This window comes from Gabonibacter massiliensis, assembly GCA_001487125.1.
Classification (GTDB): Bacteria; Bacteroidota; Bacteroidia; order Bacteroidales; family Marinifilaceae; genus Gabonibacter; species Gabonibacter massiliensis.
The window spans coordinates 1,665,516-1,691,754 of sequence record LN913013.1; the positions used below are offsets into that span (position 1 = coordinate 1,665,516).

22 protein-coding genes and 3 tRNA genes are annotated in these 26,239 nt (G+C 41.7%); 5 read left to right on the forward strand and 20 right to left on the reverse strand.

Annotated elements, in window-relative coordinates:
• Positions 1-17: 17 nt before the first annotated feature.
• From BN3283_RS11295 to BN3283_RS11310, 4 genes are read right to left on the reverse strand one after another with little or no spacing between them, the layout of a single operon-like run.
• Positions 18-353 carry a hypothetical protein gene (locus BN3283_RS11295; RefSeq protein WP_059026700.1) on the reverse strand — a complete coding sequence of 112 codons (336 nt, stop codon included), beginning with the start codon at positions 351-353 and terminating at the stop codon, positions 18-20.
• Positions 353-1,240, reverse strand: a complete 888-nt coding sequence (locus tag BN3283_RS11300; protein WP_082667102.1) for a DUF4296 domain-containing protein — start codon at positions 1,238-1,240, stop codon at positions 353-355. The genes BN3283_RS11295 and BN3283_RS11300 overlap by 1 nt, the downstream gene beginning before the upstream one ends.
• Before the next feature lie 3 nt (positions 1,241-1,243).
• On the reverse strand, positions 1,244-2,032 hold the full coding sequence (locus BN3283_RS11305; protein ID WP_041502736.1) for an ABC transporter ATP-binding protein: 789 nt from the start codon (positions 2,030-2,032) through the stop codon (positions 1,244-1,246).
• Positions 2,032-2,769 (reverse strand): MlaE family ABC transporter permease, encoded by a 738-nt coding sequence (locus tag BN3283_RS11310; protein WP_181416495.1) that lies wholly within the window; start codon positions 2,767-2,769, stop codon positions 2,032-2,034. Before BN3283_RS11310 ends, BN3283_RS11305 begins: the two co-directional genes overlap by 1 nt.
• A gap of 135 nt (positions 2,770-2,904) precedes the next feature.
• Between BN3283_RS11310 and BN3283_RS11315 the strand changes: the two genes are divergently transcribed.
• Positions 2,905-3,981: a mannose-1-phosphate guanylyltransferase gene (locus BN3283_RS11315; RefSeq protein ID WP_059026702.1), complete on the forward strand. Its 1,077-nt coding sequence runs from the start codon at positions 2,905-2,907 to the stop codon at positions 3,979-3,981.
• Positions 3,982-3,990: 9 nt separating this feature from the next.
• Here the strand turns inward: BN3283_RS11315 and BN3283_RS11320 are convergent, their stop codons facing one another.
• The 10 genes from BN3283_RS11320 to BN3283_RS11365 form a co-directional block, all read right to left on the reverse strand.
• The gene (locus tag BN3283_RS11320) at positions 3,991-5,241 is read right to left on the reverse strand and encodes a hemolysin family protein (protein ID WP_059026703.1); all 1,251 of its coding nucleotides are present in this window, start codon (positions 5,239-5,241) and stop codon (positions 3,991-3,993) included.
• A complete protein-coding gene (gene lptC / locus BN3283_RS11325) occupies positions 5,238-5,852 on the reverse strand; it encodes an LPS export ABC transporter periplasmic protein LptC (protein WP_082027569.1) in 615 nt (204 codons plus the stop codon). The genes BN3283_RS11320 and lptC overlap by 4 nt, the downstream gene beginning before the upstream one ends.
• Positions 5,818-7,146: a tetratricopeptide repeat protein gene (locus tag BN3283_RS11330; protein WP_041502733.1), complete on the reverse strand. Its 1,329-nt coding sequence runs from the start codon at positions 7,144-7,146 to the stop codon at positions 5,818-5,820. The genes lptC and BN3283_RS11330 overlap by 35 nt, the downstream gene beginning before the upstream one ends.
• 142 nt (positions 7,147-7,288) lie before the next feature.
• The gene (locus BN3283_RS11335; RefSeq protein WP_041505502.1) at positions 7,289-8,017 is read right to left on the reverse strand and encodes a type III pantothenate kinase; all 729 of its coding nucleotides are present in this window, start codon (positions 8,015-8,017) and stop codon (positions 7,289-7,291) included.
• 6 nt (positions 8,018-8,023) lie between these two features.
• Positions 8,024-11,329 (reverse strand): transcription-repair coupling factor, encoded by a 3,306-nt coding sequence (mfd, locus tag BN3283_RS11340; RefSeq protein WP_162835845.1) that lies wholly within the window; start codon positions 11,327-11,329, stop codon positions 8,024-8,026.
• A 173-nt stretch (positions 11,330-11,502) separates the two neighbouring features.
• Complete coding sequence (queA, locus tag BN3283_RS11345) at positions 11,503-12,552, reverse strand: tRNA preQ1(34) S-adenosylmethionine ribosyltransferase-isomerase QueA (protein ID WP_041502731.1); 1,050 nt, start codon at positions 12,550-12,552, stop codon at positions 11,503-11,505.
• Positions 12,553-12,590: 38 nt separating this feature from the next.
• Positions 12,591-13,310: a tRNA pseudouridine(55) synthase TruB gene (truB, locus tag BN3283_RS11350; protein ID WP_059026704.1), complete on the reverse strand. Its 720-nt coding sequence runs from the start codon at positions 13,308-13,310 to the stop codon at positions 12,591-12,593.
• The gene (locus BN3283_RS11355; protein ID WP_041505501.1) at positions 13,307-14,092 is read right to left on the reverse strand and encodes an undecaprenyl-diphosphate phosphatase; all 786 of its coding nucleotides are present in this window, start codon (positions 14,090-14,092) and stop codon (positions 13,307-13,309) included. Before BN3283_RS11355 ends, truB begins: the two co-directional genes overlap by 4 nt.
• A gap of 67 nt (positions 14,093-14,159) precedes the next feature.
• On the reverse strand, positions 14,160-14,414 hold the full coding sequence (locus tag BN3283_RS11360) for a DUF3098 domain-containing protein (RefSeq protein ID WP_041502729.1): 255 nt from the start codon (positions 14,412-14,414) through the stop codon (positions 14,160-14,162).
• 10 nt (positions 14,415-14,424) lie between these two features.
• Positions 14,425-15,291: a cell division protein FtsX gene (locus BN3283_RS11365; protein WP_041505500.1), complete on the reverse strand. Its 867-nt coding sequence runs from the start codon at positions 15,289-15,291 to the stop codon at positions 14,425-14,427.
• Between the two features lie 314 nt (positions 15,292-15,605).
• Here BN3283_RS11365 and BN3283_RS11370 point away from each other — a divergent pair.
• Both BN3283_RS11370 and BN3283_RS11375 read left to right on the forward strand, forming a co-directional pair.
• Positions 15,606-15,678: transfer RNA gene (locus BN3283_RS11370), tRNA-Gly, on the forward strand.
• Between the two features lie 17 nt (positions 15,679-15,695).
• A tRNA-Leu gene (locus BN3283_RS11375) sits at positions 15,696-15,783 on the forward strand.
• A 62-nt stretch (positions 15,784-15,845) separates the two neighbouring features.
• Here BN3283_RS11375 and clpB read toward each other — a convergent pair.
• The 4 genes from clpB to BN3283_RS11390 all read right to left on the reverse strand — a co-directional run bounded on the left by clpB (position 15,846) and on the right by BN3283_RS11390 (position 20,588).
• Positions 15,846-18,437 (reverse strand): ATP-dependent chaperone ClpB, encoded by a 2,592-nt coding sequence (gene clpB, locus BN3283_RS11380; RefSeq protein WP_059026705.1) that lies wholly within the window; start codon positions 18,435-18,437, stop codon positions 15,846-15,848.
• 242 nt (positions 18,438-18,679) lie between these two features.
• On the reverse strand, positions 18,680-19,738 hold the full coding sequence (gene mtnA, locus BN3283_RS11385) for an S-methyl-5-thioribose-1-phosphate isomerase (protein WP_041505498.1): 1,059 nt from the start codon (positions 19,736-19,738) through the stop codon (positions 18,680-18,682).
• The gene (locus BN3283_RS14345; RefSeq protein ID WP_286137657.1) at positions 19,735-20,403 is read right to left on the reverse strand and encodes a class II aldolase/adducin family protein; all 669 of its coding nucleotides are present in this window, start codon (positions 20,401-20,403) and stop codon (positions 19,735-19,737) included. Before BN3283_RS14345 ends, mtnA begins: the two co-directional genes overlap by 4 nt.
• Positions 20,404-20,503: 100 nt before the next feature.
• Positions 20,504-20,588, reverse strand: a tRNA-Leu gene (locus BN3283_RS11390).
• Positions 20,589-20,781: 193 nt separating this feature from the next.
• Between BN3283_RS11390 and BN3283_RS11395 the strand changes: the two genes are divergently transcribed.
• Together BN3283_RS11395 and BN3283_RS11400 are read left to right on the forward strand one after the other, a co-directional pair.
• Positions 20,782-23,190, forward strand: coding sequence for a TonB-dependent receptor (locus tag BN3283_RS11395; RefSeq protein WP_070807476.1), 2,409 nt, complete (start codon positions 20,782-20,784; stop codon positions 23,188-23,190).
• A 13-nt stretch (positions 23,191-23,203) separates the two neighbouring features.
• A complete protein-coding gene (locus tag BN3283_RS11400; RefSeq protein ID WP_286137658.1) occupies positions 23,204-23,830 on the forward strand; it encodes an HAD family hydrolase in 627 nt (208 codons plus the stop codon).
• Here BN3283_RS11400 and BN3283_RS11405 read toward each other — a convergent pair.
• Positions 23,827-25,167, reverse strand: coding sequence for an MATE family efflux transporter (locus tag BN3283_RS11405; RefSeq protein ID WP_059026706.1), 1,341 nt, complete (start codon positions 25,165-25,167; stop codon positions 23,827-23,829). The genes BN3283_RS11400 and BN3283_RS11405 overlap by 4 nt on opposite strands.
• A 65-nt stretch (positions 25,168-25,232) precedes the next feature.
• On the reverse strand, positions 25,233-26,162 hold the full coding sequence (locus tag BN3283_RS11410) for an ABC transporter ATP-binding protein (RefSeq protein WP_041503019.1): 930 nt from the start codon (positions 26,160-26,162) through the stop codon (positions 25,233-25,235).
• Between the last annotated feature and the right edge of the window lie 77 nt (positions 26,163-26,239).

Genomic DNA, 26,239 nt, shown 5'->3' on the forward strand with positions numbered 1-26,239 from the left:
CGTTCTTTATTTTAGTATTATACCAAACGTAAAACAGAAGCCTCCTCTGACCATCTGAAGTGCTCCCAATCAGCTCCTTGCACAAGAGCCAATCCAGTTCTCCAATCACATCTTTTATCATACATATCGACAATACACGATAACAAATCATCCCCGGGACACCAATCCCGTTTATCGCTCATTAAAAACCCAGCAACAATCATTCCCCCATAAAATTCCAAACCGGGAATCTCACGAATAAAACCTCCCGTGTTTACCACGTCTACGACATTCTGACCATCAATAACAACATATCCATTCCTCACCAAAGGATAACCCGGCAAGAAAATATAATTAGCCGCAATTTTTCTCATTATTTATTTAATCGATAGAGTTCCTTGTTACGCTCTTCTTCTTTCGGAGTTTGATACAGTTTAAATATACCCGTATTCCAAACCTTTCCGTTCCATTCTTTTTCTCCCTTTCTTGTCTCTTCCCCGGCCAGAATACGGATGCGAAGTCTGTTATAGGTGGAATCGGCCACGTAATAAGACCACTTATAATCTCGTTTAATCGAATCCATCACCACCCACGTATCACTGATCTTCAGCGTATCATTCTGATCCGAAAGCAAATAAGAAAGGATTTTATTACTCCTTTTCCTGTCCCGGTGTTCAAATTTCAGACTTGTCTCAAAATTATACATTCCGGGAACAATACTATCCAATTCGATCTCGACATACGGATTCTGTCTATCTAACGTAACCGTATCCGTCATAACAATCTCTTTCATCCAATTCCCGGCACACAATAAACCAATGAATTCATCTTCAATCCGGACAGAATCACAATCCAAAGTATCGAATACCCACATTTTATAACCCGGCATTAAATTTAAGGAGTCCTGACCCGTCAATTGCTTATAAATACGCGTTTTCTCCGTTAACCTGCGATTCAAAGAATCAATAACGACATCGTATATTTTAGTAAAGAGAGCCGTTTTAGCCGAATAATAATGGACGCATGAGTCAAACTCCGCCCGCGTGATTCCATACTTCTCGAATAAGTCATTATAATACATGTATTTTTTCCGGTCATCTCTGCGGTCATTTCCCTCCTCCTCCATCCATACCACGAGAGCTCCGTCTGCCATATGCATATCGATCAACAATGACGTGAATTCTTTTCTGTCTAAAGGGACTTTTTCCGAACAGGCCGTCATACAGGTTACTATCAATATAATCCACAATACATTTTTCATACGCTATACCTTATCTTTAGGTTTTGACTCCCCACGATCCTCCCATTTTTCTTTTATCAATTGATTAAATTTCGAAGTAAACAAAAATTCATTCAAAGCTTTGTTAGTAGCATTCATTATCTCCGCGTTATTGCCCTCCCACTCTTTTTTCCCTTCATGAATGAATAGAATGTTCTCGCCTATTTCAAACACGGAATTCATATCATGAGTATTAATAATCGTCGTCATTTGATATTCGTGAGTCAATTCCGATAATAAATTATCGATAACAATAGAGGTTAAAGGATCCAAACCCGAGTTGGGCTCATCACAAAACAAATACTTCGGCTGCATGACAATCGCCCGGGCAATAGCAACCCTTTTTTTCATTCCTCCACTTATCTCTGCCGGATATAATTTTCCCACGTTATCCAAATTAACGCGGTTCAAACAAAACAAGGCTCGTTCCTCTTTTTCCTTCTCACTCATACGAGAAAAAAGATTCAACGGAAATTTTACATTTTCCAAAACGGAAAGAGAATCGAACAGGGCTCCCCCCTGAAATACGACCCCCAATTCCTCTCTGATCTTCTTTACCTGTTTCGTATCCATAGAGGTAATATCACGATCGTCATACAGGATCCGGCCGGAATCGATCGGATGTAAACCGATCAAAGACTTTAACAATACCGTTTTACCGGAACCGCTTTTCCCAATAATCAAATTGACCTTCCCCTCTTCAAAAACGGCATTGATATCCGACAATACAACTTTCTTATCAAATGATTTATATACATGTTCAACCCGAATCATTACAATAAGATTTTAGTTAATATCAAATTAAAGACTAATATCGCAATACTGCTATCCACAACGGCTTTCGTGCTTGCACGTCCGACTTCCAAAGCCCCTCCCTGAACATTATAACCGTAAAATGCAGGAATAGAAGTAAAAATAACCGCAAAAAACAGGGTTTTTATAATCGAATAAGTCACATAATACGGGTTAAAGGAAAAATGCAGCCCATGAATATAATCATCATAATTCACGACTCCCGACGCCAACCCGGAAAGGATTCCACCGATAATACCGACGAACACGCTAAACACGTATAAGACCGGGTTGATAACCAAAGCGGCCGCAATCTTAGGACCGACCAAATAAGAAACGGAATTTACCCCCATGGATTCCAGCGCTTCTATCTGTTCCGTAATCTTCATACTACCGATCTCCGAAGCAATATTGCTACCGATCTTTCCTGCCAGAATCAAACTTACAATGGTCGAAGAAAACTCCAACAACAACGTTTCACGCGTCAAATAACCGATCAAATAACGGGGTAAAAGCGGGCTTGACATATTATATGCCGTTTGTAACGTCAATACAGCTCCAATAAAAAAGGAAATAATCATTACCAATACGATCGAGTTCAAACCCAATTTTTCAAATTCATTGAGCAACTCCTTTAAATAAACTCGTTTTTTTTCAGGCTTTGTGAATATTTTCCCCAGAAATAGTATATAAGCTCCTAACCGATCTAAAATTTTCATCAATACTAACTTCTTTATTAATACCCGTCTCCAATCCTTTCTCCAAATTTTATCGTAAAAATAGAAATTATTCACGGATTTATTACTAATTTCGACAACAATAAGAGGAATTTAATTTCAAAACTTCGATTGAATATGAATAAAAACTCGTACTGCGTAATCATGGCAGGTGGACTCGGAAAACGATTCTGGCCAGTCAGCAACAAGGCTTGTCCAAAACAGTTTTGCGACATCATGAATACAGGTAAAAGTTTTCTGAGACAAACTTTTGAACGAGCAAATCAAATTTTCGACCTACAGAATATCATTATCGTTACAGGAACGGCCTACGAGGACATCACAAAAAAACAAATACCGGAAATTCCGACCGAAAATATCTTAAAAGAGCCTTTCGGCAAGAATACCGCCCCCTGCATAGCCTATGCCGCCTATAAAATCGCAAGAACAAACCCCGAAGCCTCGATGGTAGTCGTCCCCTCCGACCATTTTATTTTCAACGACAAAGAATACATCGACAACATCACGAAGGGCCTGGATTTTGTCGAACAATACGGAGGATTGCTTACCATCGGAATAAAACCGACCCGACCGGAAACCGGTTACGGATATATCCAAATCAAAAAAAACAGAATCACGGAATACGTTTCCAAAGTCAAGACTTTCACGGAAAAACCGGATAAAGAATTGGCAAAAGTATTTATGGAGTCAGGTGATTTCCTTTGGAACGCGGGTATTTTTATTTGGAAAGTAAAAGAAATTATCAACGAATTTAAAAATCATTTGGAAGATCTTTACCTTCTGTTCGAGAATGAATATAAAAATGCTGAAAAGCCCGATTCCGCCGAAAACATATCTCATATTTACAGCCAAAGTCCAAATGTATCCATCGACTTCGGCATCATGGAAAAATCTTCTAAAGTTTATGTGATCAAAGGTGAATTTGGCTGGTCGGACGTCGGAACATGGCACTCGTTTCACGAAATAAGTCCCAAGGACGAAAATCAAAATGTAAGTAATAATGGAAACGTACTTTTTATCGACTCCAAGGAGTGTATCGTGTGCGTTCCTCACCAGAAAAAAGTAATTGTAGAGGGTATTGATAATTGCATCATCGCGGAACAAAACGATTACCTTATGATTTGTACCCGGGAGCATGAAAACAACATCAGACACTTTGAAGATATGTTGAAACAAAAAGGAGCTTTAAAATAAAGCTCCTTTTCATATCATAACTTTAACCTCTTCAATACGTGCACTTTTTACCTGCAATATTTCAAAAGTAATTCCCTCAACGACAACTTGCTCTCCTTCATTCGGAATATCTTCATTATAATACAATATTAATCCGGCCAATGTTTCGTATTCTTCACTTTCAGGAAGATCCAGATTGTATTTCTCGTTCAGATAATCGACCTCCAGACGGCCGGAAAAAAGATATTCGTTAGGTGCCAGCACCTCTTCCTTCAGGTTTAGATGATCATGTTCGTCCTCGATCTCACCGAAAATCTCCTCCATGATATCCTCTATCGTCACCATTCCTGCCGTTACCCCGAACTCATCAACCACGGCAGCTACACTTTTTTGTTCTTTCGTGAAAAGATTCAGCAAACGTAAAGCCGACATGGTTTCCGGGACGATCAAAATCTTACTGACAGCCTTAACAATCGTCTCCGGATGATGGAAAAGGGCCGATGAATGTACATATCCTATAACATTATCTATACTATCCTTATAAATCAAAATACGAGAAAAACCCGTCTGCACAAAGAGATCTCTCAATTCATCCAAACTTCCGTCCAACGGTAAGGCCACGATATCCGTACGGGGAACCATACATTCCCTTAACTTTACTTCGGAAAAGTCCAAAGCATTCCGGAACAGCTTTATATCATGTTCATCTTCGTTTAACGTTCCCGAAGCCTCTCCTTCTTCTATCAGGTTATTCAAATCAATCTTTCCAAAAGCTCTATCTTCCTCCTTGTGTGCCAATTTCTTTCCCGTGAAAACCCGCAACAACAATCCCCCGAACCAAACGGAAAAATAGGATATAGGAAAAAATAAGATGTAAAATAAAAAGACAGGTACGGCAAAAATACGTAAAAATAAATTGGGACGTAACCTGAAGATAACCTTAGGCAAGAACTCCGCAACGGCCAACATGATCAAAGTCGAAATTAACGTGACGGCAAACATTCGGAATCCTAAAGAGATGCCTATTTGTTCCAAACGGGGATCCAAATAATCCGACATGAAAATACCGTAAATAACCATGACCACGTTATTTCCGACCAGAATCGTGGTAATATACATTCCGGAATTAGATACAAACAAATCGATAAGCGTTTGGGTAATCCCCTTATTGGATTTGTCAATCTCGATACGTAATTTATTGGATGCCACGAAGGCTATTTCCATCCCGGAAAAAAAAGCGGACAGTAGCAAACAAGTTATTATGGCAACAAAAACGGTCATTTAGTTTGATTTTCTGATTCGGCTATTTTACCCGTAACATTCTTAAATTGTGGATTATTCAATTGCTGATCCGACTCAAATCCGTTATTTCCCTCTATCATCTGTTCCCCGGAAGTAAAACGTGTGTATCGATCGGTATAAAGAAACTCTTTTTTCATATCCCAATATAACAACTCCGTTTCCAATTTTTTCCCCTCGGAATTCACTACAACTACTTCATTACGAATCTCCCATAACATCTCATCTTCCAATTTTTTCGCATATTTCGACACCAGGGAACCCACTTCGTTTCCCTCCTTATCATACAATATAGCGTGTATACCTTTCGGAAATTCATCGTATTTCTGCCCCTCTTTATTGTATTTATCATACACGGGTGTAATCACTTTATATTTAATGCGGGCAGAGTCCGAATAGAGCAATGTAAGATTTTCTCCCGACATTTCCGGTCTATCAGTCCGACTTACAATCCGATCGATCTCTTTTTGGTCTGTTTTACAAGAAAAAAGCATTACCGTCCCTAAAATAAGGACGGTAACGCTTTGTATTTTCCATACATGATGAAACAAAACCACACTATTCTTTATTAAATCTTGCGACCGTATTTTCATTTATCCAACCTCCGATTTTAACCGTGTCCCCACTCTTTATAGAGTTGAAAAAAGCCTCTCCAGAGGTAGGGAAATAAACCGAATAGGTTTTTATCAACTCATCCGCCTCTGTCAAAACCTCGGGGTCCACTTGTTTGGCTTTAATAAATTTATCTACTGCAGCCCAAAAAACGGTATGCTGTTCAAAATCATCCTGACTATAACCTTTACTTCCGAAAACATAAGCTTTTCCTATAAGAATATATGCCTTTCCGGAATTCGGGTTTATCTTCAACACTTCCTGAGCGTATTTTTTGGCTTGAGGAAAATTCTTCGTCGTTAAATAAAGCTGGGACAACATCATATAAATATTCTCCTTCTCTTCGACATTCTCGGCTTTATCTATCGCCTCTTTAAAATATCGTTCGGCCTTCTCTATATCGCGCTTGCCCAAAAACATAACGGCCAAACCATAAGCCGCATCGGAAGAGGGCTCTAACTGATATATTGTCTCGGCAACGGTTGTATAGATCGGAAGATCCGTACACTCACGTCTTCTCAGCAGAGAAGAAATACTCTTCAATTCGTCCAAATTGGTTTTATTCGCTTCATATCTCGCCGTCAACAAACCAGCTAAAGTTTCACAATTCGCTAAACCGGAAGCAAAGAAGAAGGCATCTAAGTTTTTTTGACATTTCTCGAAATTCTCACCGATTTTTCCGCCTCCCAAAATGTTCTCCTTAGCAAGCCGGGACAAATCGTCATACAAGTGCAACACCTCATCGGCCGAAAGTTGCTCCTCCTTAGCCAGTTCACAAGCCGTACACATCAACCGATCAACGACATCCGGAAGAGAAGCGTTTCCTTTCATCTCCACGGATTTCAGCAAATAATTATACGCTTGCTTCCTGTTTTCCACTCCCTGATCTCCATAGCGAAGCAAAGCCAAACCTTTACGTCCTAAAATATATCCTTCTCCCGCTTTGGGATCGTCCCCGAAATACTTTATACGTTGATCGTAAATCATCATCAATGTATCCAGATACTCTTTCTTTTGAGTACTTTTATACATATATTCTATAATATCTTCTCCCCGCACGTAAGTATTCTGTTGAAATGCCGGAGCATTAAGAAACACGTATCTCCAGGCAGGCAACGCCTCCTTGAAATTCTTCTGTCTCCATAATTCCGTATAAATTGAAGCATTATACAACGTTTGTATACTATCTTTCCCAAATTTTGATTCACTTTGGGCTTTTAAACCGCCAACGGTAAGTATACATATCCCAAACGCTAATACAGCAATTCTTTTCATATGATCCCTCTATTTTTAAGTTTAAATTAAGAAACAATTTGCTTTTATATTCCCCTAAATAATTTCATCCCGGGCAAATTTACCATTATTTTTTTTAAAAGTAAAGGCTTCAACGACTTTTTCTATATGCATATTTTAATTATTATCTCCTCTTTTGAAATTCTAACATCTGATTTAATCCCACAATTACTAATTTTTCATCAAAAAAAACTTCCCGTTTTAAAGACTTTTTTAAGAAATGACTGGCTCCTCCCGTAAGGATAACTATTGCCTCCGGATTTTCGCGACGCAATTCATCTATATAACCACGTACTTCAAAAAGTATACCATTCATAACTCCGTCCAATATGGCCCCCGGAGTATTTTTTCCTATATATTCATACGTATCGGACCCTTCGACCAAAGGAAGGCTTAACGTGAATTCATTCAACGCACGAAAACGGATTTGGATGCCCGGGGAAATATTACCCCCCAGAAACACACCTTCCCCATTCATAAAGTCGAAAGTAATGGCTGTTCCCATATCGACAACCAGTATATCTTTACCCGGAAATAAAAAAGCGGCGGCAACACATCCGGCAATACGATCTATTCCCAACGTTTGAGGAGTATCATATCCTAAACGAATGGGCAACGCCATGAGCGGATTAGCTTCACAAAAAAAAGTTGCGATATCGCTTAGACAAGCTCTTAATCCTGTCGATATCGCCCCGGTACTGGCCATAATTACATTAACCTCTTCTCCCCTCTTCCGCCAGCAGAGAGCTTTCTCGTACAATTCAGGGACTCCTGTCCCACTCTCGACAAAAAGATTATCTTCGAATACGGCATATTTGGTCCGCGTATTTCCTATGTCAACAACCAGATTCATTTCATATTAATTTTTCTCCGTAAATTCTTCCATGGCCTTTGTTATCCCGGATACCCGCCCAATATTTTCAATACCCGTAAACACGAGTGTCAATTTATCGTTTCGTTCACTCATTTTACAAGGAACAACCTGTTTTTGCACAAACTTCAAAACGGCCGTAAAAATAGCAGAAGCGTAATAAGAAGAATGCTGATCGCCGATAAAATAAGCCACCATCTTACCGTTTTTAACCAATAAACGTTCTATTCCCAAGTTCACGCACCTTCTCCGGATTCGGACCACCTCCATCAAAGCCTCAACTTGTACCGGAATCTCTCCGAAACGATCCCGCAATTCAATTTCAAATCGCTGTAACGTATTCTCATCCGTGATATTATCCAACTCCCTGTATAAACGAATCCGTTCGCTTACATTCTCCACGTAAGCTTCAGGAATCAAAATCTCAAAATCCGTATCGATAACACAATCCACCGAAAAATACTCGTTATTTTCCGATTTTCTTTCTTCCAATTCCGGAAATTCTTCATCCCTCAACTCCAACAAAGCTTCATTCAATATCCGTTGATAGGTCTCGTAACCGATCTCGGCAATAAATCCGGACTGCTCTCCACCTAAAATATTGCCGGCACCGCGAATATCCAAATCTTGCATCGCAATATTAAAACCACTCCCGAGTCCGCTATAATCCTCTATCGCCTTCAAGCGTCGTCTGGCATCTTGATTGATCAATTCCAACGGAGGAGTCAACAAATAACAGAATGCCTTCCGGTTAGAACGCCCCACCCGTCCCCTCAATTGATGCAAATCACTCAATCCGTAATTTTGTGCCTGATTGATAATCATGGTGTTGGCATTAGGAATATCCAAACCGGATTCCACAATAGTCGTAGCTATCAATACATCATAATCTCCCCGTATAAAATCATGCATCACGGTTTCCAAATCCTCTCCGTTCATCTGCCCGTGGGCCACACAGCTCTTCACTCCTGGAATCAGACGATGAATCAGGTATTGAATCTCCCGGATATTCTCCACCCGGTTATGAATGAAAAATACCTGTCCGCCACGTGCCAGTTCATAAGAGATCGCCTCTTTTATAACTTTTTCATCAAAACGATGCAATTCGGTAACAATAGGATAGCGATTGGGAGGCGGCGTCCGGATAATCGACATATCTCTTGCTCCCATCAAAGAGAATTGCAAGGTCCGGGGAATTGGCGTTGCCGTCATGGTAATCGTATCGACATTCAATTTCAAATGTTTCAGCCTCTCTTTTACGGCCACCCCGAATTTCTGCTCTTCATCAATAATCAATAGCCCCAAATCCTTAAAATGCACATCGGAGCTCGTTAAACGATGAGTCCCGATGATAATATCTACTTTCCCCTCGCTTAACTCTCTCAGTACCCGTTTTATGTCGGAACTTTTTTTCATTCTACTGATATACTCCACCCGACAAGGCATCCCTGCAAGCCTTTTGATAAAAGTATTATAGTGCTGATAAGCTAAAACCGTAGTAGGTACCAAAACGGCCACCTGCTTACTATCCGCGACGGCTTTAAAAGCAGCTCTTATCGCCACCTCCGTCTTTCCGAAGCCGACATCTCCACACACCAACCGATCCATCACGTGCGGATTTTCCATATCTTCTTTTACGGCCTGAATCGCCTTCATCTGATCGGGGGTCTCCTCGTACATAAAGGAAGCTTCCATCTCTTCCTGCAAATAACTATCCTTAGAATAGGCAAAGGCCGATTCTTTACGACGTTTGGCATACAACGCTATCAGCTCCCGGGCAATATCTTTCACCCTGGATTTCGTTTTCTGCTTCAAACGGTTCCAAGCATCTCCCCCCAATTTATTGACAACCGGAGGAACACCGTCCTTTCCCTTATACTTAGAGATCTTATGTAAAGCGTGAAGGCTGACATACAATTCCGAATTATTTTTATAGACTAAACGTATGGCCTCCTGTTCACGGCCGTCGTTATTAATCTTGACCAACCCGCCGAACCGGCCGATCCCATGATCCACATGAACGACATAATCACCGGGATGTAAATTTTGCAATTCACTAATCGTAATAGATTCCCTCCCTTTTCTTATCTGTGTCGTTTTCAATCGATACTTATGATAACGATCAAAAATCTGGTGCTCCGTATATATGCAAATCCTCAATTGTACGTCACAAAACCCCTCGTGTATAGTCCCCTCCACGGACTTAAAATTTACGATATATCCCTTGTCCGAAAAAATATCCCGTAACCGTTGAAGCTGCATTTCATTATTTGAACAAACGCAAAGCGTGTATCCCTCTCGTTGTTTACTTTGCAAATGTTCCGCCAACAAATCGAATTGCTTGTTTACTGCCGGTTGTAATTCAGTCTCCATTCTCAGAACCTGCCCCCGAAAATAAAGATCCGATCCCCATTCAACAACCGGACACTTCCCGACCATTTGCAGGAGATCATCGGCAACAACCAACAAATCACCCGGATCATCCTGTTTTAATGTATTCAAACGATCACGGATCAAAAAAGTGTTTTTTAACCACCAAATCACTCCTTTCCCGAGGAATTCGGCCAACGTCCCGGATTTGCCGCCATCTACGGTCTCACTTAAATCCGGCACGAGCACGATACGTTCTATTTGTTGTTCCGAAAGTTGGGTCTCCACATCAAAATAACGAATACTCTCTACCTCGTCCCCGAAAAAATCCAAACGTACAGGACGCTCTTCCGCGAAAGAGTAGATATCGACAATACTCCCCCGTATTGAAAATTGTCCGGGTTCATATACAAAATCACTCCTTTCAAAATTATACTCCGAAAGCAGGTCTTCCAGAAAAGAGATCGACAACTTGTCTCCTTTAGAAACAGGCATCGACATATCGGCTAAAACCTCTTTATTCACTACCTTTTCAGCCAATGCCTCCGTGTAAGTCACCACCCAACCGACCTGCTTATCCACCAATGCGTTTAACACCTCCGTCCGCACCAGAATCGAATCATTATCCTTATCCTCAAAATTACCGGAACGACGAAAGGAAGCAGGCAAAAAACGAAGTTTTTCTTCCCCCAAAAGAAATAACAGATCATTATAAAAATAGGCCGCCTCTTCCTTATCATTCAATACGAACAATTGTACTCCCTCGCTCTCTTTTCCAAGAACAGCCGCAATAAAAGAGAGTACCGAACCGACTCCATTTTCTATTTTCAATTTCACATCCGGACATCCATTCAAAGATTTTCGAATTTCGTCCACAACAGGATGTTTTTGAAATAACTGTAATAATTCTCTCGCTTCCAACATTATTTATTTTGAAAAAAGAGGGTGTTCCCATTCGTCAGGATGCACCCTCTCTTGTTTTTTCAAAAGATGTCTCAAAAATTTCCAGGATCGATCCTCTCGCCCAAAGCCTCCCTCCTCTTAATTAATTCATCGGCATAGAGTCACCTGAAAAACGATTCTCGGACAATCTCATTTTACAGGATCAACATGGCATCCCCATAAGTTCCGAATCTATATTTTTCTTTAACAGCTTGATTATAAGCTTCCATAACAAAATCATAACCTCCGAAAGCTGCCACCATCATCAGTAAGGTCGAATAGGGCAGATGAAAATTAGATACAAAAGCATCGGGTACACTAAAATCATAAGGAGGAAAAATAAATTTATTCGTCCATCCGTCAAATTCCGTCAAACGACCCTTTGTCGTAACACAGCTTTCCAACGTTCTAACGACAGTAGTACCCACCGCACAAACCTTATGTTTTTCATCCTTGGCATCATTCACTATTTTCACCGTCTCGGACCCTACGATAATCTGTTCGGAATCCATCTTATGTTTTGTCAGATCCTCCACATCAACTTCCCGGAAATTCCCTAATCCGACATGCAGTGTGATGTAAGCGAAATCGATTCCTTTGATCTCCATACGCTTCATCAACTCCCGGCTAAAATGCATCCCGGCTGTAGGAGCAGCGACCGCTCCCTCTTTTTTCGCAAAAATAGTCTGATAACGTACCGCATCTTCCGGTTCTACCTTTCGAGTGATAAAACGAGGTAACGGAGTCTCTCCTAAAGCATACAGTTCCTTCTTAAATTCATCATACTCCCCATCAAACAAAAAACGTAACGTTCTACCGCGGGAAGTCGTATTATCGATAACCTCGGCAACCATACTGTCATCTTCCCCGAAATACAATTTATTCCCGATCCGGATTTTACGAGCAGGGTCTACCAAAACATCCCAAATCCGAAGATCCCGATTCAACTCTCTCAGCAAAAACACTTCGATCTCGGCTCCGGTTTTCTCCTTATTCCCATACAACCTCGCAGGAAATACCTTTGTATCGTTGAACACAAAAACATCTTTTTCTTCAAAATAATCAATAACATCCTTGAATACTTTATGTTCAATCTTTCCTGTTTTTCTATCCAATACCATTAACCTACTCTCGTCCCGATTCTGCATGGGATGTAATGCTATTAATTCCGTAGGCAACTTGTATTTAAATTTCGATAGTTTCATATGAGTAAACTAATTTATTATTTATCAAATTTTGAAAATCACAGCATTTCCTGCAACGTTTCAACTACTTCATTCATTTTACAAGCATCTTCCACTTTAAATCCGCCCACCCGGCTTCGCCGTAAAGCAGAAAGATACGAACCGCTTCCACAGGCCTGTCCTAAATCATGTGCCAACGAACGTATATATGTTCCTTTACTACACACGATTCTTAACTCAACCACGGGAAGTTCCATTTTCACAATCTCAATCTCCCGAATCGTCACCCGACGACTCTTCATCTCCACCTCGTCCCCCTTACGGGCTTTCTCGTAAGCACGAACCCCATCTACTCGTACAGCGGAGAAAATCGGGGGATATTGCTCAATCTCACCGACAAAACGAGTAATGACCTCCTCCATCAACATACGGTTCACATGCTCATACGTAAAGGTCCCGTTAAAAGATGTCTCCAGATCGTAAGAAGGAGTCGTGTGTCCGAAAGTTATCTCCGCGACATACTCTTTCTCTTCTCCCATGTATCTTTCGATCTCCTTCGTCTCCTTTCCAACGCATACGATCACGACCCCACTCGCCAACGGATCCAATGTCCCCGCATGCCCTACCTTTATCTTACCGAATTTCCTTTTCAAACAGATCCGAACCTTATTCACCACGTCAAAAGAGGTCCAACGCAAAGGCTTATCGATCACGATTACAGCTCCCGCCTGAAAATCTCCTTCTTCTCGAAATCGAATCTTACTCCAAACTTCTGTCATCCCAACACAATTGTCAATATTCCCACAATAGCACAATAAATGGCGAACCAAATCAATTTTCCTCTCTTTACAATGCTTATCATCCACTTACAAGCGATACATCCGGAAACAAAAGCAGCGATAAACCCGACAATCAAAGATACAACAGGTACACCGTCGCCGGAAGAAAAATCCCCCTTTACCAAATCCAGCATAGCTTCTCCCAAAATGGGTATCAAAACCATCAAAAAAGAAAATTTGGCAACAATCTCTTTTTTATTCCCCAACAATATGCCCGTCGCTATCGTCGAACCGGAACGGGATAATCCAGGCAATACGGCACACGCTTGTGCCAAACCTATCACAAAAGCGTCCTTATAAGAGATATTGGCTTTCTCCCGAGGTTTGGCGTAGTAGGCAAAAGTCAACAGCAACGCGGTCACTAACAACATACAACCCACGATCAACAAGCCCGAACCGAATATCTCTTCTACAAAATCCTTAAAACAAAACCCCACAATCGCCACCGGAATCATCGATATAAATATTTTCAACACGTAAGCCATCTCGTCATTATACCTGAAACTAAAAAATCCCCGAAACAAAACAGAAACCTCTTTCCACAAGATCACAACCGTACTGCATACGGTCGCCGCATGAACCGCAACGGCAAACGTCAGATTCTTTTCAGCCTCAACACCAAATAATGCACCAAAAATTTGTAAATGTCCGGAACTGCTTACAGGTAAAAATTCTGTTAATCCTTGAATTATACCGAGCGCCAATGCTTCAAACCACTCCATAAATTTATATTAAATTGAGAACGGGAAAATTCCTATAACATCTCTTCGTCCTACCTCAATACTACATCTATTTCTCCTCTTTTTTAGGTTTACGCATAATGCCCCAGAACACGAAACCGAAACCGAATAAAACGACCATCGGGGCTAAGGTAATTCTCCTAAAACTAAAAATGTCATAGTTAAAAGTATCCGGAGAATCAGATCCGCCTCCCATCATCAATAAAAATCCGAGCACGACGATCCCGAAACCGATCAAAATAAATTTATAGTTACTCTTGGGTATCGGGAAACCATCCTTCTTTTCTTTCAAATCATTTACCATATATCTTTTTTTATGTATACAATTCATTTAAATCCCTGTTCAAATATCGATGAACAGAATACCAAGCCGATATAAACGATAAAAACATACCGCAAAGAACGACAAACACCACCATAATAACGATCGTATCCCGATGTATAATATTCATCACCCTTCCTATATTCTCTTGTAGAAAAAATATAGCACCCAACAGCACCAAGTTCGCGATCATAGCTCCGAAGAACCCCCTCCACATGCTGTCATACACGAACGGCTTGCAAATAAAGAAAGATTTTGCCCCTACTAACTGCATCGTCTTTATTAAAAAACGCTGTGAATACACGGCCAGATGTATCGTATTCCGGATCAAGGTAAACGATATCAACATCAGAACGGCCCCGACAATCAAAAAGAATACGCTTATCCGACGAATATTCTCATTGATACTCTGTATCATCGACTTCTGGTAATAAACATCATGAATGATATCGAATTTGGCCAATCCTTTTTCGACCATCGCCAAAGAATCGTTATTCGCGTAAGCCGGATTCAATTTAATCTCGATAGAAGGCAAAAGCGGATTCGCACCTAATATAGCTTCGAAATCCTCTCCCATCTCTTTCTTGAAAGCAGCAGCAGCCTGTTCTTTCGTTATATATTGAGAAGAATAAGTATAGGGACGGGTATCCAAGATTTTTTGCACCCGCTTAATTTCAGCTTCGTTTGTATTATCCTTAATTATGACAACGAAACCGATATTACGTTTAACATGATCCGACACCATGCGGGCATTCAATAGAATAAATACGAGAGCACCCACGACCACGAGCACCAAAGCAATACTGATCGTAGAAACAAAGTATGATCCTTTTACCCTTCTACTTCCTGTATGAGACATCTCTTTTCTTTAAAAAACACGACAAATATAATCATTCTAAACCCGAGAACAATCATTTCAATAAAAAAAACAAAAAAAACGGACTCTAAATCCGTTCAATAACTACATGAGAAACAGAATTTAATATATAAAACCGAAATAATTCCTTATATTTTTAAGAGAATTCGTTTGTACGATAGAAAAAATGCCCTATATTTGCGTTCGCATTTGCGAAAATAGCTCAGTTGGTAGAGCATAACCTTGCCCAAAGCGAAGCGTCATCGATGTAACCTTGGTAAGGTTTAAAGATGCCAAAAGTGTTATTGATTATATTTGCGAAAATAGCTCAGTTGGTAGAGCATAACCTTGCCAAGGTTAGGGTCGCGGGTTCGAGTCCCGTTTTTCGCTCGTTCTTTTTCAATGTTGCTCGAGTGGTGGAATCGGTAGACACGCGGGACTTAAAATCCCGTGGCCATTGCGGCTGTGCGGGTTCAAGTCCCGCCTCGAGTACCACATGAAACAAAAAGCCGGTCGAAAGTAAAATTTCGACCGGCTTTTTGTTTCAACGCCATTTTTTATTTATTTTTAAAAATCAAGTGATCGTTCTCAACATCCACAACGATATGGCTATCTTTGGAAACCTGTTCGGCCAATATCTGTTTGGAAAGGTCATTTAACAAGTTTCGTTGGATAATTCGTTTAACGGGACGCGCCCCGAACTGCGGATCATAACCCGCTTCCGCGATCCACTCGACCGCTTTACCCGTTACGTCCAAAATAATTCCATTGTTAGCAAGCATTTTATTGACACCATTAACCTGCAATCGAACGATATCCACAATCTCGGATTTTTGTAAAGGAGTAAACATAATCACCTCATCGATACGATTCAGAAATTCCGGACGAATCGTTTTCTTCAACAACTCATATACCTCGTGATTGGTCTTTTCCAATACCTCATCCCGGTTATTATCGTTTAAGTCCTTTAGCTTCTCCTGGATAATATGAGCACCGATATTAGAAGTCATGATGATAATGGTATTTTTAAAATCCACCACCCGGCCTTTATTATCCGTCAACCGACCGTCATCCAATACTTGCAAAAGGATATTGAATACATCCGGGTGCGCTTTCTCTATCTCATCCAACAAAACAACAGAGTAGGGTTTCCGGCGTACGGCTTCGGTCAGTTGACCGCCTTCATCGTATCCCACGTATCCGGGAGGTGCCCCGATCAAACGAGAGACAGAATGACGCTCCTGGTATTCGGACATATCGATACGGGTCATCAAAGACTCGTCGTCAAACAGGAACTCGGCCAACGCTTTGGCCAACTCCGTCTTACCGACTCCGGTCGTTCCCAAAAAGATAAACGAACCAATCGGTCGTTTGGCATCCTGCAATCCGGCCCGATTACGACGCACGGCATCCGCCAAAGCGGCAATAGCCACGTCCTGACCGACTACCCGTTTATGCAACTCTTCCTCCAAATGCAATAATTTCTGACGTTCGCTTTGCATCATCCGGCTTACCGGTATTCCGGTCCATTTAGATACGACCGAAGCTATATCATCCTCCGTAACCTCTTCCCGAATCAAAGAATCTCCATGCTTCATATCGGCCAGCTTCGCCTTAATCTCCTCAATCCGCTGTTCCGCAGATTTTATTTTACCGTAACGCAATTCGGCCACCTTTCCGTAATCTCCCTCCCGCTCCGCACGGGAAGCTTCAAATTTATACTGTTCGATGGCATCTTTATTTTTTTGAATCTCATCGATCAAAGACCGTTCAGATTCCCATTGAGCCCGCAATTTCGTACGCTCCTGATTCAAATCGGCTAATTCTTTTTGGATCTCATCCAACTTCTTGCTTTTTCCATCCCGTTTGATCGCCTCTTTCTCTATCTCAAGCTGTTTGATCTTACGATCCAGTTCATCGATCTCTTCAGGAACGGAATTCATCTCCAACCGCAATTTTGCGGCAGCTTCATCCACCAAGTCAATTGCCTTATCCGGCAAGAAACGATCGGATATATACCGGTGCGACAACTCAACGGAAGCAATAATGGCATCGTCCGTAATCCGCACTTTATGATGGTTTTCATATCGCTCCTTCAATCCCCGCATGATACTGATAGCACTCATGACATCGGGTTCATCGATCATCACTTTCTGAAATCGACGCTCCAAAGCCTTATCTTGTTCAAAATATTTCTGATACTCGTTCAAAGTGGTCGCTCCGATAGCCCTTAAATCTCCCCGCGCCAACGCCGGCTTTAAAATATTGGCCGCATCCATCGCCCCTTCCGACTTCCCGGCCCCAACCAACGTGTGGATCTCATCGATAAAGAGAATGATATCCCCTTCCGACGCCAAAACCTCATTCACCACGGCCTTTAGCCTCTCTTCGAACTCTCCTTTATATTTAGCGCCGGCAACCAAAGCTCCCATATCCAAGGAATAGATGCTCTTGGATGCCAAATTCGAAGGGACATCCCCGTTAACGATACGCTGAGCCAACCCTTCGGCTATAGCCGTCTTACCGACCCCCGGTTCCCCGATCAAAATCGGGTTGTTTTTCGTTCTCCGGGATAAGATTTGCAATACCCGACGAATCTCATCGTCCCGCCCGATCACCGGATCCAGCTTACCGTTGCGAGCCCGCTCGTTCAGATTAATGGCATATCGCCCCAATGCATCGTAATTGTCTTCGGCCGACTGCGAATTCACTTTCGAACCCTTCCTCAACTCCTCGATAGCAGCTTTGACTTCCTTCTCTGTCATTCCGCTATCTTTCAATAATTGCGAAACTTGATCCCGGATGGATAACAAGCCCAATATAATGTGTTCCAGAGAGACATACTGGTCACCCATCTCCCCTGCAATCTTCGTTGCTTTTTCCAGCACCTTATTGGTATCTTCGGAAAGATAAGGCGATCCTCCGGAAACTTTCGGATAGGAATCAATCATCCTATCCAAAGCCGAAACCACGTTCCGTCCGTTAACTCCCAATTTGTTAAAAATAAAATTAGTGATATTTTCACCTTTAGCAATAATACCTTTCAACAGATGCCCCGTCTCGATGGCCTGTTGCCCTTTTTCCTGCGCAATCTGCACGGCTTCCTGCACGGCTTCCTGCGACTTAATTGTATAATTATTCATGTTCATAGTCTCATGCTCCTTTCGTGTTTAAGGAAATACAAAGGGTATACCGAATCTATAAACTAAAAGTTTCACATTTCCTTCTACAAAAAGACGCACAAGATAAAACCATGACTATCAATACATAGAAAATTTTTCCTGCCTCTATGCCGAAACCGAATAGTTCAAAATGCCCACGCAAATAAGACATTTTGTCATAATTACGGAAAAATAAATGCCAAAATGTCTTATACACTGTTAAAAGTCTTCTATTCCAGCCATTTTCGGAAAGAATCGGTAAAAGGAGGATATGCAATCCCTTTTTCCGTAATAACGGCCGTTATCAGATTACGAGGAGTAACATCAAAAGCAGGATTATATACTTTTACCTTATCCGGAGCCATTCGATGAACATACCACTTCTCGGTAACTTCTTCAGGAGGACGCTCTTCTATATGGATTTGCTCACCCGTCGAACAAGCCAAATCGATCGTAGAAGTCGGTCCCAACACGTAAAAAGGAATCCCGTAATGTTTTGCCAGAACAGCGACTCCAGAAGTTCCTATCTTATTCGCCGCATCTCCATTGGCGGCCACCCGGTCACATCCGACCAAAACGGCTTGAACCCACCCTTTTTGCATTACAATCGACGCCATATTATCGCATATCAACGTGACATCCACTCCTGCTCTCTTTAGTTCGAAAGCCGTTAGCCTGGCCCCTTGCAACAACGGACGAGTTTCATCCGCAAACACCTTAAAATCATATCCGTTCTCTTGCCCCAAATAGATCGGAGCCAATGCAGTTCCATATTCGGAAACTGCCAAATGACCGGCATTACAATGAGTCAGCAGACCCATTCCGGGAGATAATAACGATAACCCCCACTCCCCTATCCGCCGACAGGCTGCTGCATCCTCGGAACGAATGGCCTCCGCCTCCCGCCGCATAGCATCTTTCATCCCCCGTACGCCATCGGGTTCATGCACCCGGATACAATTTTCCATCCTATCTAAAGCCATAAACAGATTTACGGCCGTCGGACGAGAAGTTGCCAAGTAGCTCTTTATCCGGTCAAACTCTTTATGAAAGCCCTGCACATCCTCTTCCCGGTAGTTCTGCATACACACCGAAATCCCGCAAGCGGCAGCCACCCCGATCGCCGGAGCCCCTCTCACCCTCAACGAGTATATCGCTTCCCATATCTCTTCCGGAGTTTTCAACGCCAGGTATATTTCCTTGTTCGGAAGTTGCGTTTGATCGATAACGATCAATGCCCCTTGTTCATAATCCGCCCGAACAGTCACTATATCGAAAATCGCATTCATTGCTCAAATTTTTCCCGTAAACGTTTCAAATCTTTCCTCTCTTCCTCCGAAAAGGGGATTAAAATATCCTTACGGCATTCCGCCAGATGTACTGCCTGACAATAAGCTTCGAGGTTTTCCAACTTCCAATAGGCCTCTTCCACACTTTTTCCCCAGGTAATAGCACCGTGTCCTTGCATTATAATTGCGTTACGCCCCAAAGCCAAAGCGCCAACCGCCTTTTCTATCTCCTTCGACCCCGGTCTCGCGTACGACGCCAATCCTAACTCTCCCAAAAATATCTCCGCTTCCGAAACCACCCCCTCCTTCGGCAGATGTCCGCACAAAGCAAAAGAGGTCGTATAAGGCGGATGGGCATGTACACAAGCCCATGCATTCGGATTCCGGCGCATAACAGCAAGATGGGTTTTTATTTCACTCGTACTCGGTCGTTCTCCCGCGAGCTGTCGTCCCTGCATATCCACCATACACATATCTTCCGGTTTCATAAATCCCTTAGAGATATAAGTAGGAGTGCATAACACCATACTCTCGTTCAGACGTACGCTGATATTCCCTCCATTTCCATCCACGTAATTTCGTTGCCACATCCTCTTCCCGATATCACATATTTCCTCCTTCAGGCGTTCTGTCGCTTCCTCGTAAAAAATCTTATTATAATCCATATTATCTTTATTGAAAACCCTCCCTACAAAATTAGACAATTCGCATGGAAACGCCACCATATTACGAAAAGAAAAAGCCTCCGATTTCTCGGAGGCTTTGTACCCAGGGCGGGAATCGAACCCGCACGTCTTTAAGGGACACTGGATTTTGAGTCCAGCGCGTCTACCAATTCCGCCACCTGGGCAAGAACTCGGGTGCAAAAGTAGTGCTTTTCTTCAAATTTCCAAAAAAAACGATTCTTTTTTTATAGATATTCTTTACATTTTCGTCTGAAATCCCATAAAGAATTCAGTTTACAACACGATTAAGGACCATGAATGGAGGTGAACGGGATATTTTTAGTTATATTTGTGAATTCCGAACTCAAATAAACCGTTATGAAAATCCGACGAATACTTCTTTTTCTTTTTTTTAATCTTTTCCTTTTTTCCTCTTTTGCACAGGAAAAAGGGGTAGTAAAAGGACGAGTAGTCGATCGTAAAAATAATGAACCCATTCCTTTTGCCAATGTAATCATCTGGAAAACGACCATCGGAGTTACTACCGACACCAATGGTTATTTCCGAATCGAAAAAATACCACTCGGTTTTAATCGACTCGAAGTAAGCAGTTTAGGCTACAAAACGATCCTGTCTGAAGAGTTTATGGTAAATACGGCTTCGGAAAAAAACATTAATATTGAACTGGAAGAGAGTAGCTTCGCTTTAGATCAGGTGACCATAAAAGCCGATCCCTTTCGTAAAACCAGCAACAGTCCCATATCTCTGCAACGGATCGGAATTGCCGAAATCGAGAAAAATCCGGGAGGTAACCGGGATATTTCCAAGGTATTGCAATCGATGCCGGGAGTCCTTTCTTCTCCCGCATTCCGAAACGATTTCATTGTCAGAGGAGGAGGTCCAAGTGAAAATCGTTTTTACTTGGATAATGTGGAAATACCTAATCTAAATCATTTCGCCACCCAAGGTTCCTCCGGGGGAGTAGTAAGTATCATTAACGTGGATTTTGTCAAGGAAGTCGATTTTTATGCCGGAGCTTTCCCGGCATCGAGGGGTAATTTGATGAGTTCTTTATTGGAGTTCAAACAAATAGCGGGAAATCCGGATAAATTAAAATTCAGGGGCACTTTAGGAGCAACCGATTTCGGTCTCTCCATCGACGGACCTCTAACTCCCAAAACGACATTCATTGCCTCGGCCCGCCGGAGCTATCTTAAAATGTTGTTCAATATCATCGGACTGCCATTTTTACCCGTATACAATGACTTCCAGTTCAAAACAGAAACAACAATCGACGGCAAGGATAAACTGACCGTTATCGGTATAGGAGCTTACGATGTAAATCATTTGAATAAAGGGATGAAGCACCCTGACGACAATCAAAAATATTTACTCCGTTATTTACCGGAAAGTAAACAATGGAGTTATACCATAGGCATCACTTACAGGCATTACGGCAAACATTGGAACAACCTCTTCGTGCTGAGCAGAAGTACTCTACAAAATGAAATCGAAAAGTATACAGACAATAACCAAAACCGTCCGAAATCAACGGACTATAGTTCGGGTGAAACCGAAAACAAATTTCGTTTCGAACATCAACGGTTGCTAAAAGCCAGCATCCAACTCAATTTAGGTACGGGTATCGAGCATGCGGCCTACAAGAATAAAACCGTCAAAACATTATTCACGCAAGGAGATATTTCCTCCATTCATTACAATCACGATTTCCATTTTTTTAAATGGTCCTTTTTCGGACAAGCTAGTAAAATATTCGGAGATGAAAAGTTAACCCTCTCTTTGGGCATTCGGGCAGACGGGAACAATTACTCTTCCGATATGCAAAATCCTTTCAAGCAACTCTCCCCCCGTTTCTCTTTATCCTACGGATTAACACCATTCTGGTACATCAATTTCAACGTGGGACGCTATTACCAGTTACCCTCCTACACGACCATGGGATACGCGAATGCGGAAGGCCTCCTCGTGAATAAAGACAATCATTTAAAATACATTTCAACCGATCATTACGTTGCCGGTATCGAATTCCGCATAGGAGACCTTACCCGGATAACCCTCGAAAGTTTCTATAAAAAATACGATCATTACCCTGTCTCTTTGTTGGACAGTATCGTCTTGGCCAATAAAGGTACGGATTATGTCGCCGTGGGAGACGAACCGGTAAAATCTTCAGGAGAAGGCCGGGCATACGGAATCGAATTCATGTTACGAACCCAGAAACTTTTCGGACTCACGGCTTCTGTTGCCTATACATATTATTACTCGGAATTTAAAAAAATGGATAAAAATTTTCGACCGACATCTGTTTATATTCCGAGCAGCTGGGACAATCGACACATTTTCTCGTTAACAGCGATACGGAAATTCGGGAATTGGGATATCGGGATGAAGTGGCGTTACGCGAACGGGGCTCCTTCCACCCCTTACGATGCAAAGACCAGTTCTTTAATCGTCGCATGGGACGCCAAACATCAACCCTATTACGACTATTCTCGTTTCAACAGCGAACGGGCCTCGGCCTTCCACCAATTGGACATACGGGTCGATCGAAGTTTTTATTTCCATCGTTGGTCTTTGATCTTATACGCTGATATTCAAAATATCTATAACCATAAAACCAAAAGTCCGGATTTATTAGTTCCAGCAGAGAACCCGGATGGTAGTTACATCGTAGATAAAAACAATCCGGACCATTATATCATGAGATATATTAAAAACGATACAGGTACACTACTTCCATCCATTGGAATTATTATTGATTTTTAAACACCAGAACCATATGATAAAGAACATTATTTTCGACTTAGGCGGAGTTGTCGTAGAATGGAATCCCAAACTCATCCTCCAAACCTTTCCCGGTAATCCGGATCTCATTCGATACATTCACGCGAACGGCTTTTTCTCCAACTATTGGTCGGCATACGACAAAGGCATCCTGACCAGAGAACAGGTTATAGAGAAAATCGCACCTTTAACAGGCTGTTCCGTGGAAGATTGTAATGAATTTATAGAATTCGTGAAAGTTTCATTAGTCAATATACCGGAAACGGAAAAGCTGATTCAAGAATTATCCCAACGGGATTATAAATTATTTTGCCTCTCTAATATGTCCGAAGATTTTTATGAATACCTGAAGCCAAGAAAAGTTTTCAGTTATTTCGAAGGAAAAATCATCTCCGCCATCGAAAAGATGGTCAAACCGGATCGAGAAATATACGAATTGCTTCTGAATCGTTATCATTTGAAAGCAGAAGAATCCTTGTTTATTGACGATTTGCCAGCCAATATTCAGGCAGCTCAAAAGATGGGGATACATACCGTACATTTCACGGATAAAGAGAAAGCATACCAAGAGATTAAAGACAGACTGAAGACTTCCCAAAGATGTATCGTCGAATCCGTTTAGCGATTCCGCAAAACATAGTAATAACGGAAACACAACATCACTCCGGTAAGGGTCAGTCCTACAGGATACCCGATCCATATTCCCTCAATACCCCTATTCAACACAAAACCAAGTATGTAGGAAACCGGCAGGGCAATCACAAAATAACCGACAAACGAAATGACAGCCATGGAGGTGACATCCGCAATTCCCCGTAAAGAATTTGCATACGTGATCTGTAAACAATCCCCGAATTGATAAAAAACCATAATCACCATTAATACGGCGACCAAATGTACCACCTCTCCCGAAGTCGTAAAAATATACCCGATATATCCTCTACTAAAGAAAAAAAAGCATGCCACAGCGGCAGCCAATACAAAGATCAGATGAAAACCTGCCATAGTCGCTTGCCTCACGTTAACAATATCTCCTCTCCCGTAAAAATTACTTACCCTCACGGAGATAGCAGCTCCGACGCCGTAATAAACCATAAACCCTAAGGTCGAAACGGCGACGACGACCTGATGAGCAGCCAACGCAATCGTCCCCAGCCATCCGATCATAACCCCGCTCACGCTAAACAGAGCCGTTTCCATACCCATTTGCAATCCGACCATCATGCCCATTTTATTAAGTACTCCTACATCTCCCCTATTATAGCTTGTTCGTTTATACCCCACCAAGTAGCGACGATAGCCGCTTCTACGATAAAACAACATGACAAAAGCAACAAACATAAGCACGCGGGAAGTCAACGTTGAAATTCCGGCTCCCGTCAATCCTAATGCCGGAGCTCCAAACTTCCCATAGATAAAAATATAATTTCCGATAATATTCAACAGGTTTGCCGACAACATAATACACATAGGAGTAACCGTATCCGTTATTCCGTCAGCAAATTGTTTAAAACTATTGAACATCATAACAAAAACCAGAGAAGCTAACTGCAAGAGAAAATAGGGACGAATAATCGGTAACAACTCTTCAGGTTGTCCCATCCTATCCACATAAAGATAAAGTATCCACATGATCACAGACAACAAAATCCCTATACATAGATTAGCCAACAAACTGTTTCTCAACAATCCTCCCACCCGGAATTTGTCACCCCGACCGTAATATTGCCCGACCAGGGGCGTTAACCCGTAAGAAAAACCTAAACCGAATAAAATCGGAATATTGAAAACACTATTGACAAACGAAGCTGCCGCCAAATCCGCTGTACCGTAACGTCCGACCATAATATTATCGGCCAACCCCACCAACACGATGCCCAATTGTCCCAAAACAATAGGAACACCCAGACGTATCGTATCTACATAATGTCTTCTATACTGCTGAAAATAAGTTACCATTCCCTCTGTTTATTTGACGAGCAAAGATAAACAGAAAGAATGGTAAGCAAAATATCGTTCTATATTTATTTGAATAACTCTCCGGCAAGTTCTTTTTCCGCCTGCATATCCATTTTGTCCTTCAAGACGAAGTCCATGTAATAAACGTAAGCGTGCTCCAAGTTCGGTTCAATAGCTTTACAAGTGAAACTTTCATCAATCTTCTCTGCCACGACCTGAATCTCCATGCCGCCTTCCGTCGGGATCGTGGATACAACCGGATATTTCTCCTTTACCTCCTCGTATTCCGTTTCCGTGACAAACAATTCCCATACTTTTCCTCTGGCTTGGGAAATCATTTCATCGGGAGAACCTTTAAATTTCAATTCTCCCCTGTTCAACAAGGCCAAATTCTTACAAGTACTTGAAATATCGCCTACAATATGAGTCGATAATAAGATAATCGCATCTTTATCACTAATATCGGATAAAATATTCCGGAAACGGATACGTTCCTCCGGGTCCAAACCGGTTGTCGGCTCATCGACGATGATTACTTTCGGATTACCGATAATAGCCTGCGCAATTCCCAATCTTCGTTTCATACCACCGGACAAACGATTAGCCCAACGATCGCGAACTTCGAATAATCCTACCTTACGTAACATTTCATCTACAAGCTCTTTCCGTTGCTTCTTTTCGATTCCGGCTAAACCCGCACCGTAATCTAAAAACTCCCAAGTCTTTAATTTCTCGAAAAAACGAAAATCCTGCGGTAAATATCCTAATAAAGAACGGATGGCTTTCCGGTCTTTTGCGATATCGTAATCATCAAAAAATATCGTCCCCGATGTCGGTTCCTGTAAAAGCGTCATAATCCTCATCAAAGTAGTCTTTCCTGCCCCATTCGGTCCTAACAATCCAAACATTCCCGACTCAATCTCCAGATTCAGGTCATTTAAGGCTTTTTTTCCTCCGGGATAAACTTTATCCAAATGCTCAATTTTAATTTTCATGATCTTAGGTTTAAAAGTTAATACACGACACGGTCTACTAACAAATTTGCTTCTAAAATTAAGACATTTATTTTAGT

Excerpts from the sequence above, each read along its gene's own strand:
- BN3283_RS11295 (WP_059026700.1), bottom strand. The coding sequence starts at position 353 with ATGAGAAAAATTGCGGCTAATTATATTTTCTTGCCGGGTTATCCTTTG.
- BN3283_RS11300 (WP_082667102.1), bottom strand. The coding sequence starts at position 1,240 with ATGAAAAATGTATTGTGGATTATATTGATAGTAACCTGTATGACGGCC.
- BN3283_RS11305 (WP_041502736.1), bottom strand. The coding sequence starts at position 2,032 with ATGATTCGGGTTGAACATGTATATAAATCATTTGATAAGAAAGTTGTA.
- BN3283_RS11310 (WP_181416495.1), bottom strand. The coding sequence starts at position 2,769 with ATGAAAATTTTAGATCGGTTAGGAGCTTATATACTATTTCTGGGGAAA.
- BN3283_RS11315 (WP_059026702.1), top strand. The coding sequence starts at position 2,905 with ATGAATAAAAACTCGTACTGCGTAATCATGGCAGGTGGACTCGGAAAA.
- BN3283_RS11320 (WP_059026703.1), bottom strand. The coding sequence starts at position 5,241 with ATGACCGTTTTTGTTGCCATAATAACTTGTTTGCTACTGTCCGCTTTT.
- lptC (WP_082027569.1), bottom strand. The coding sequence starts at position 5,852 with ATGAAAATACGGTCGCAAGATTTAATAAAGAATAGTGTGGTTTTGTTT.
- BN3283_RS11330 (WP_041502733.1), bottom strand. The coding sequence starts at position 7,146 with ATGAAAAGAATTGCTGTATTAGCGTTTGGGATATGTATACTTACCGTT.
- BN3283_RS11335 (WP_041505502.1), bottom strand. The coding sequence starts at position 8,017 with ATGAATCTGGTTGTTGACATAGGAAATACGCGGACCAAATATGCCGTA.
- mfd (WP_162835845.1), bottom strand. The coding sequence starts at position 11,329 with ATGTTGGAAGCGAGAGAATTATTACAGTTATTTCAAAAACATCCTGTT.
- queA (WP_041502731.1), bottom strand. The coding sequence starts at position 12,552 with ATGAAACTATCGAAATTTAAATACAAGTTGCCTACGGAATTAATAGCA.
- truB (WP_059026704.1), bottom strand. The coding sequence starts at position 13,310 with ATGACAGAAGTTTGGAGTAAGATTCGATTTCGAGAAGAAGGAGATTTT.
- BN3283_RS11355 (WP_041505501.1), bottom strand. The coding sequence starts at position 14,092 with ATGGAGTGGTTTGAAGCATTGGCGCTCGGTATAATTCAAGGATTAACA.
- BN3283_RS11360 (WP_041502729.1), bottom strand. The coding sequence starts at position 14,414 with ATGGTAAATGATTTGAAAGAAAAGAAGGATGGTTTCCCGATACCCAAG.
- BN3283_RS11365 (WP_041505500.1), bottom strand. The coding sequence starts at position 15,291 with ATGTCTCATACAGGAAGTAGAAGGGTAAAAGGATCATACTTTGTTTCT.
- clpB (WP_059026705.1), bottom strand. The coding sequence starts at position 18,437 with ATGAACATGAATAATTATACAATTAAGTCGCAGGAAGCCGTGCAGGAA.
- mtnA (WP_041505498.1), bottom strand. The coding sequence starts at position 19,738 with ATGAATGCGATTTTCGATATAGTGACTGTTCGGGCGGATTATGAACAA.
- BN3283_RS14345 (WP_286137657.1), bottom strand. The coding sequence starts at position 20,403 with ATGGATTATAATAAGATTTTTTACGAGGAAGCGACAGAACGCCTGAAG.
- BN3283_RS11395 (WP_070807476.1), top strand. The coding sequence starts at position 20,782 with ATGAAAATCCGACGAATACTTCTTTTTCTTTTTTTTAATCTTTTCCTT.
- BN3283_RS11400 (WP_286137658.1), top strand. The coding sequence starts at position 23,204 with ATGATAAAGAACATTATTTTCGACTTAGGCGGAGTTGTCGTAGAATGG.
- BN3283_RS11405 (WP_059026706.1), bottom strand. The coding sequence starts at position 25,167 with ATGGTAACTTATTTTCAGCAGTATAGAAGACATTATGTAGATACGATA.
- BN3283_RS11410 (WP_041503019.1), bottom strand. The coding sequence starts at position 26,162 with ATGAAAATTAAAATTGAGCATTTGGATAAAGTTTATCCCGGAGGAAAA.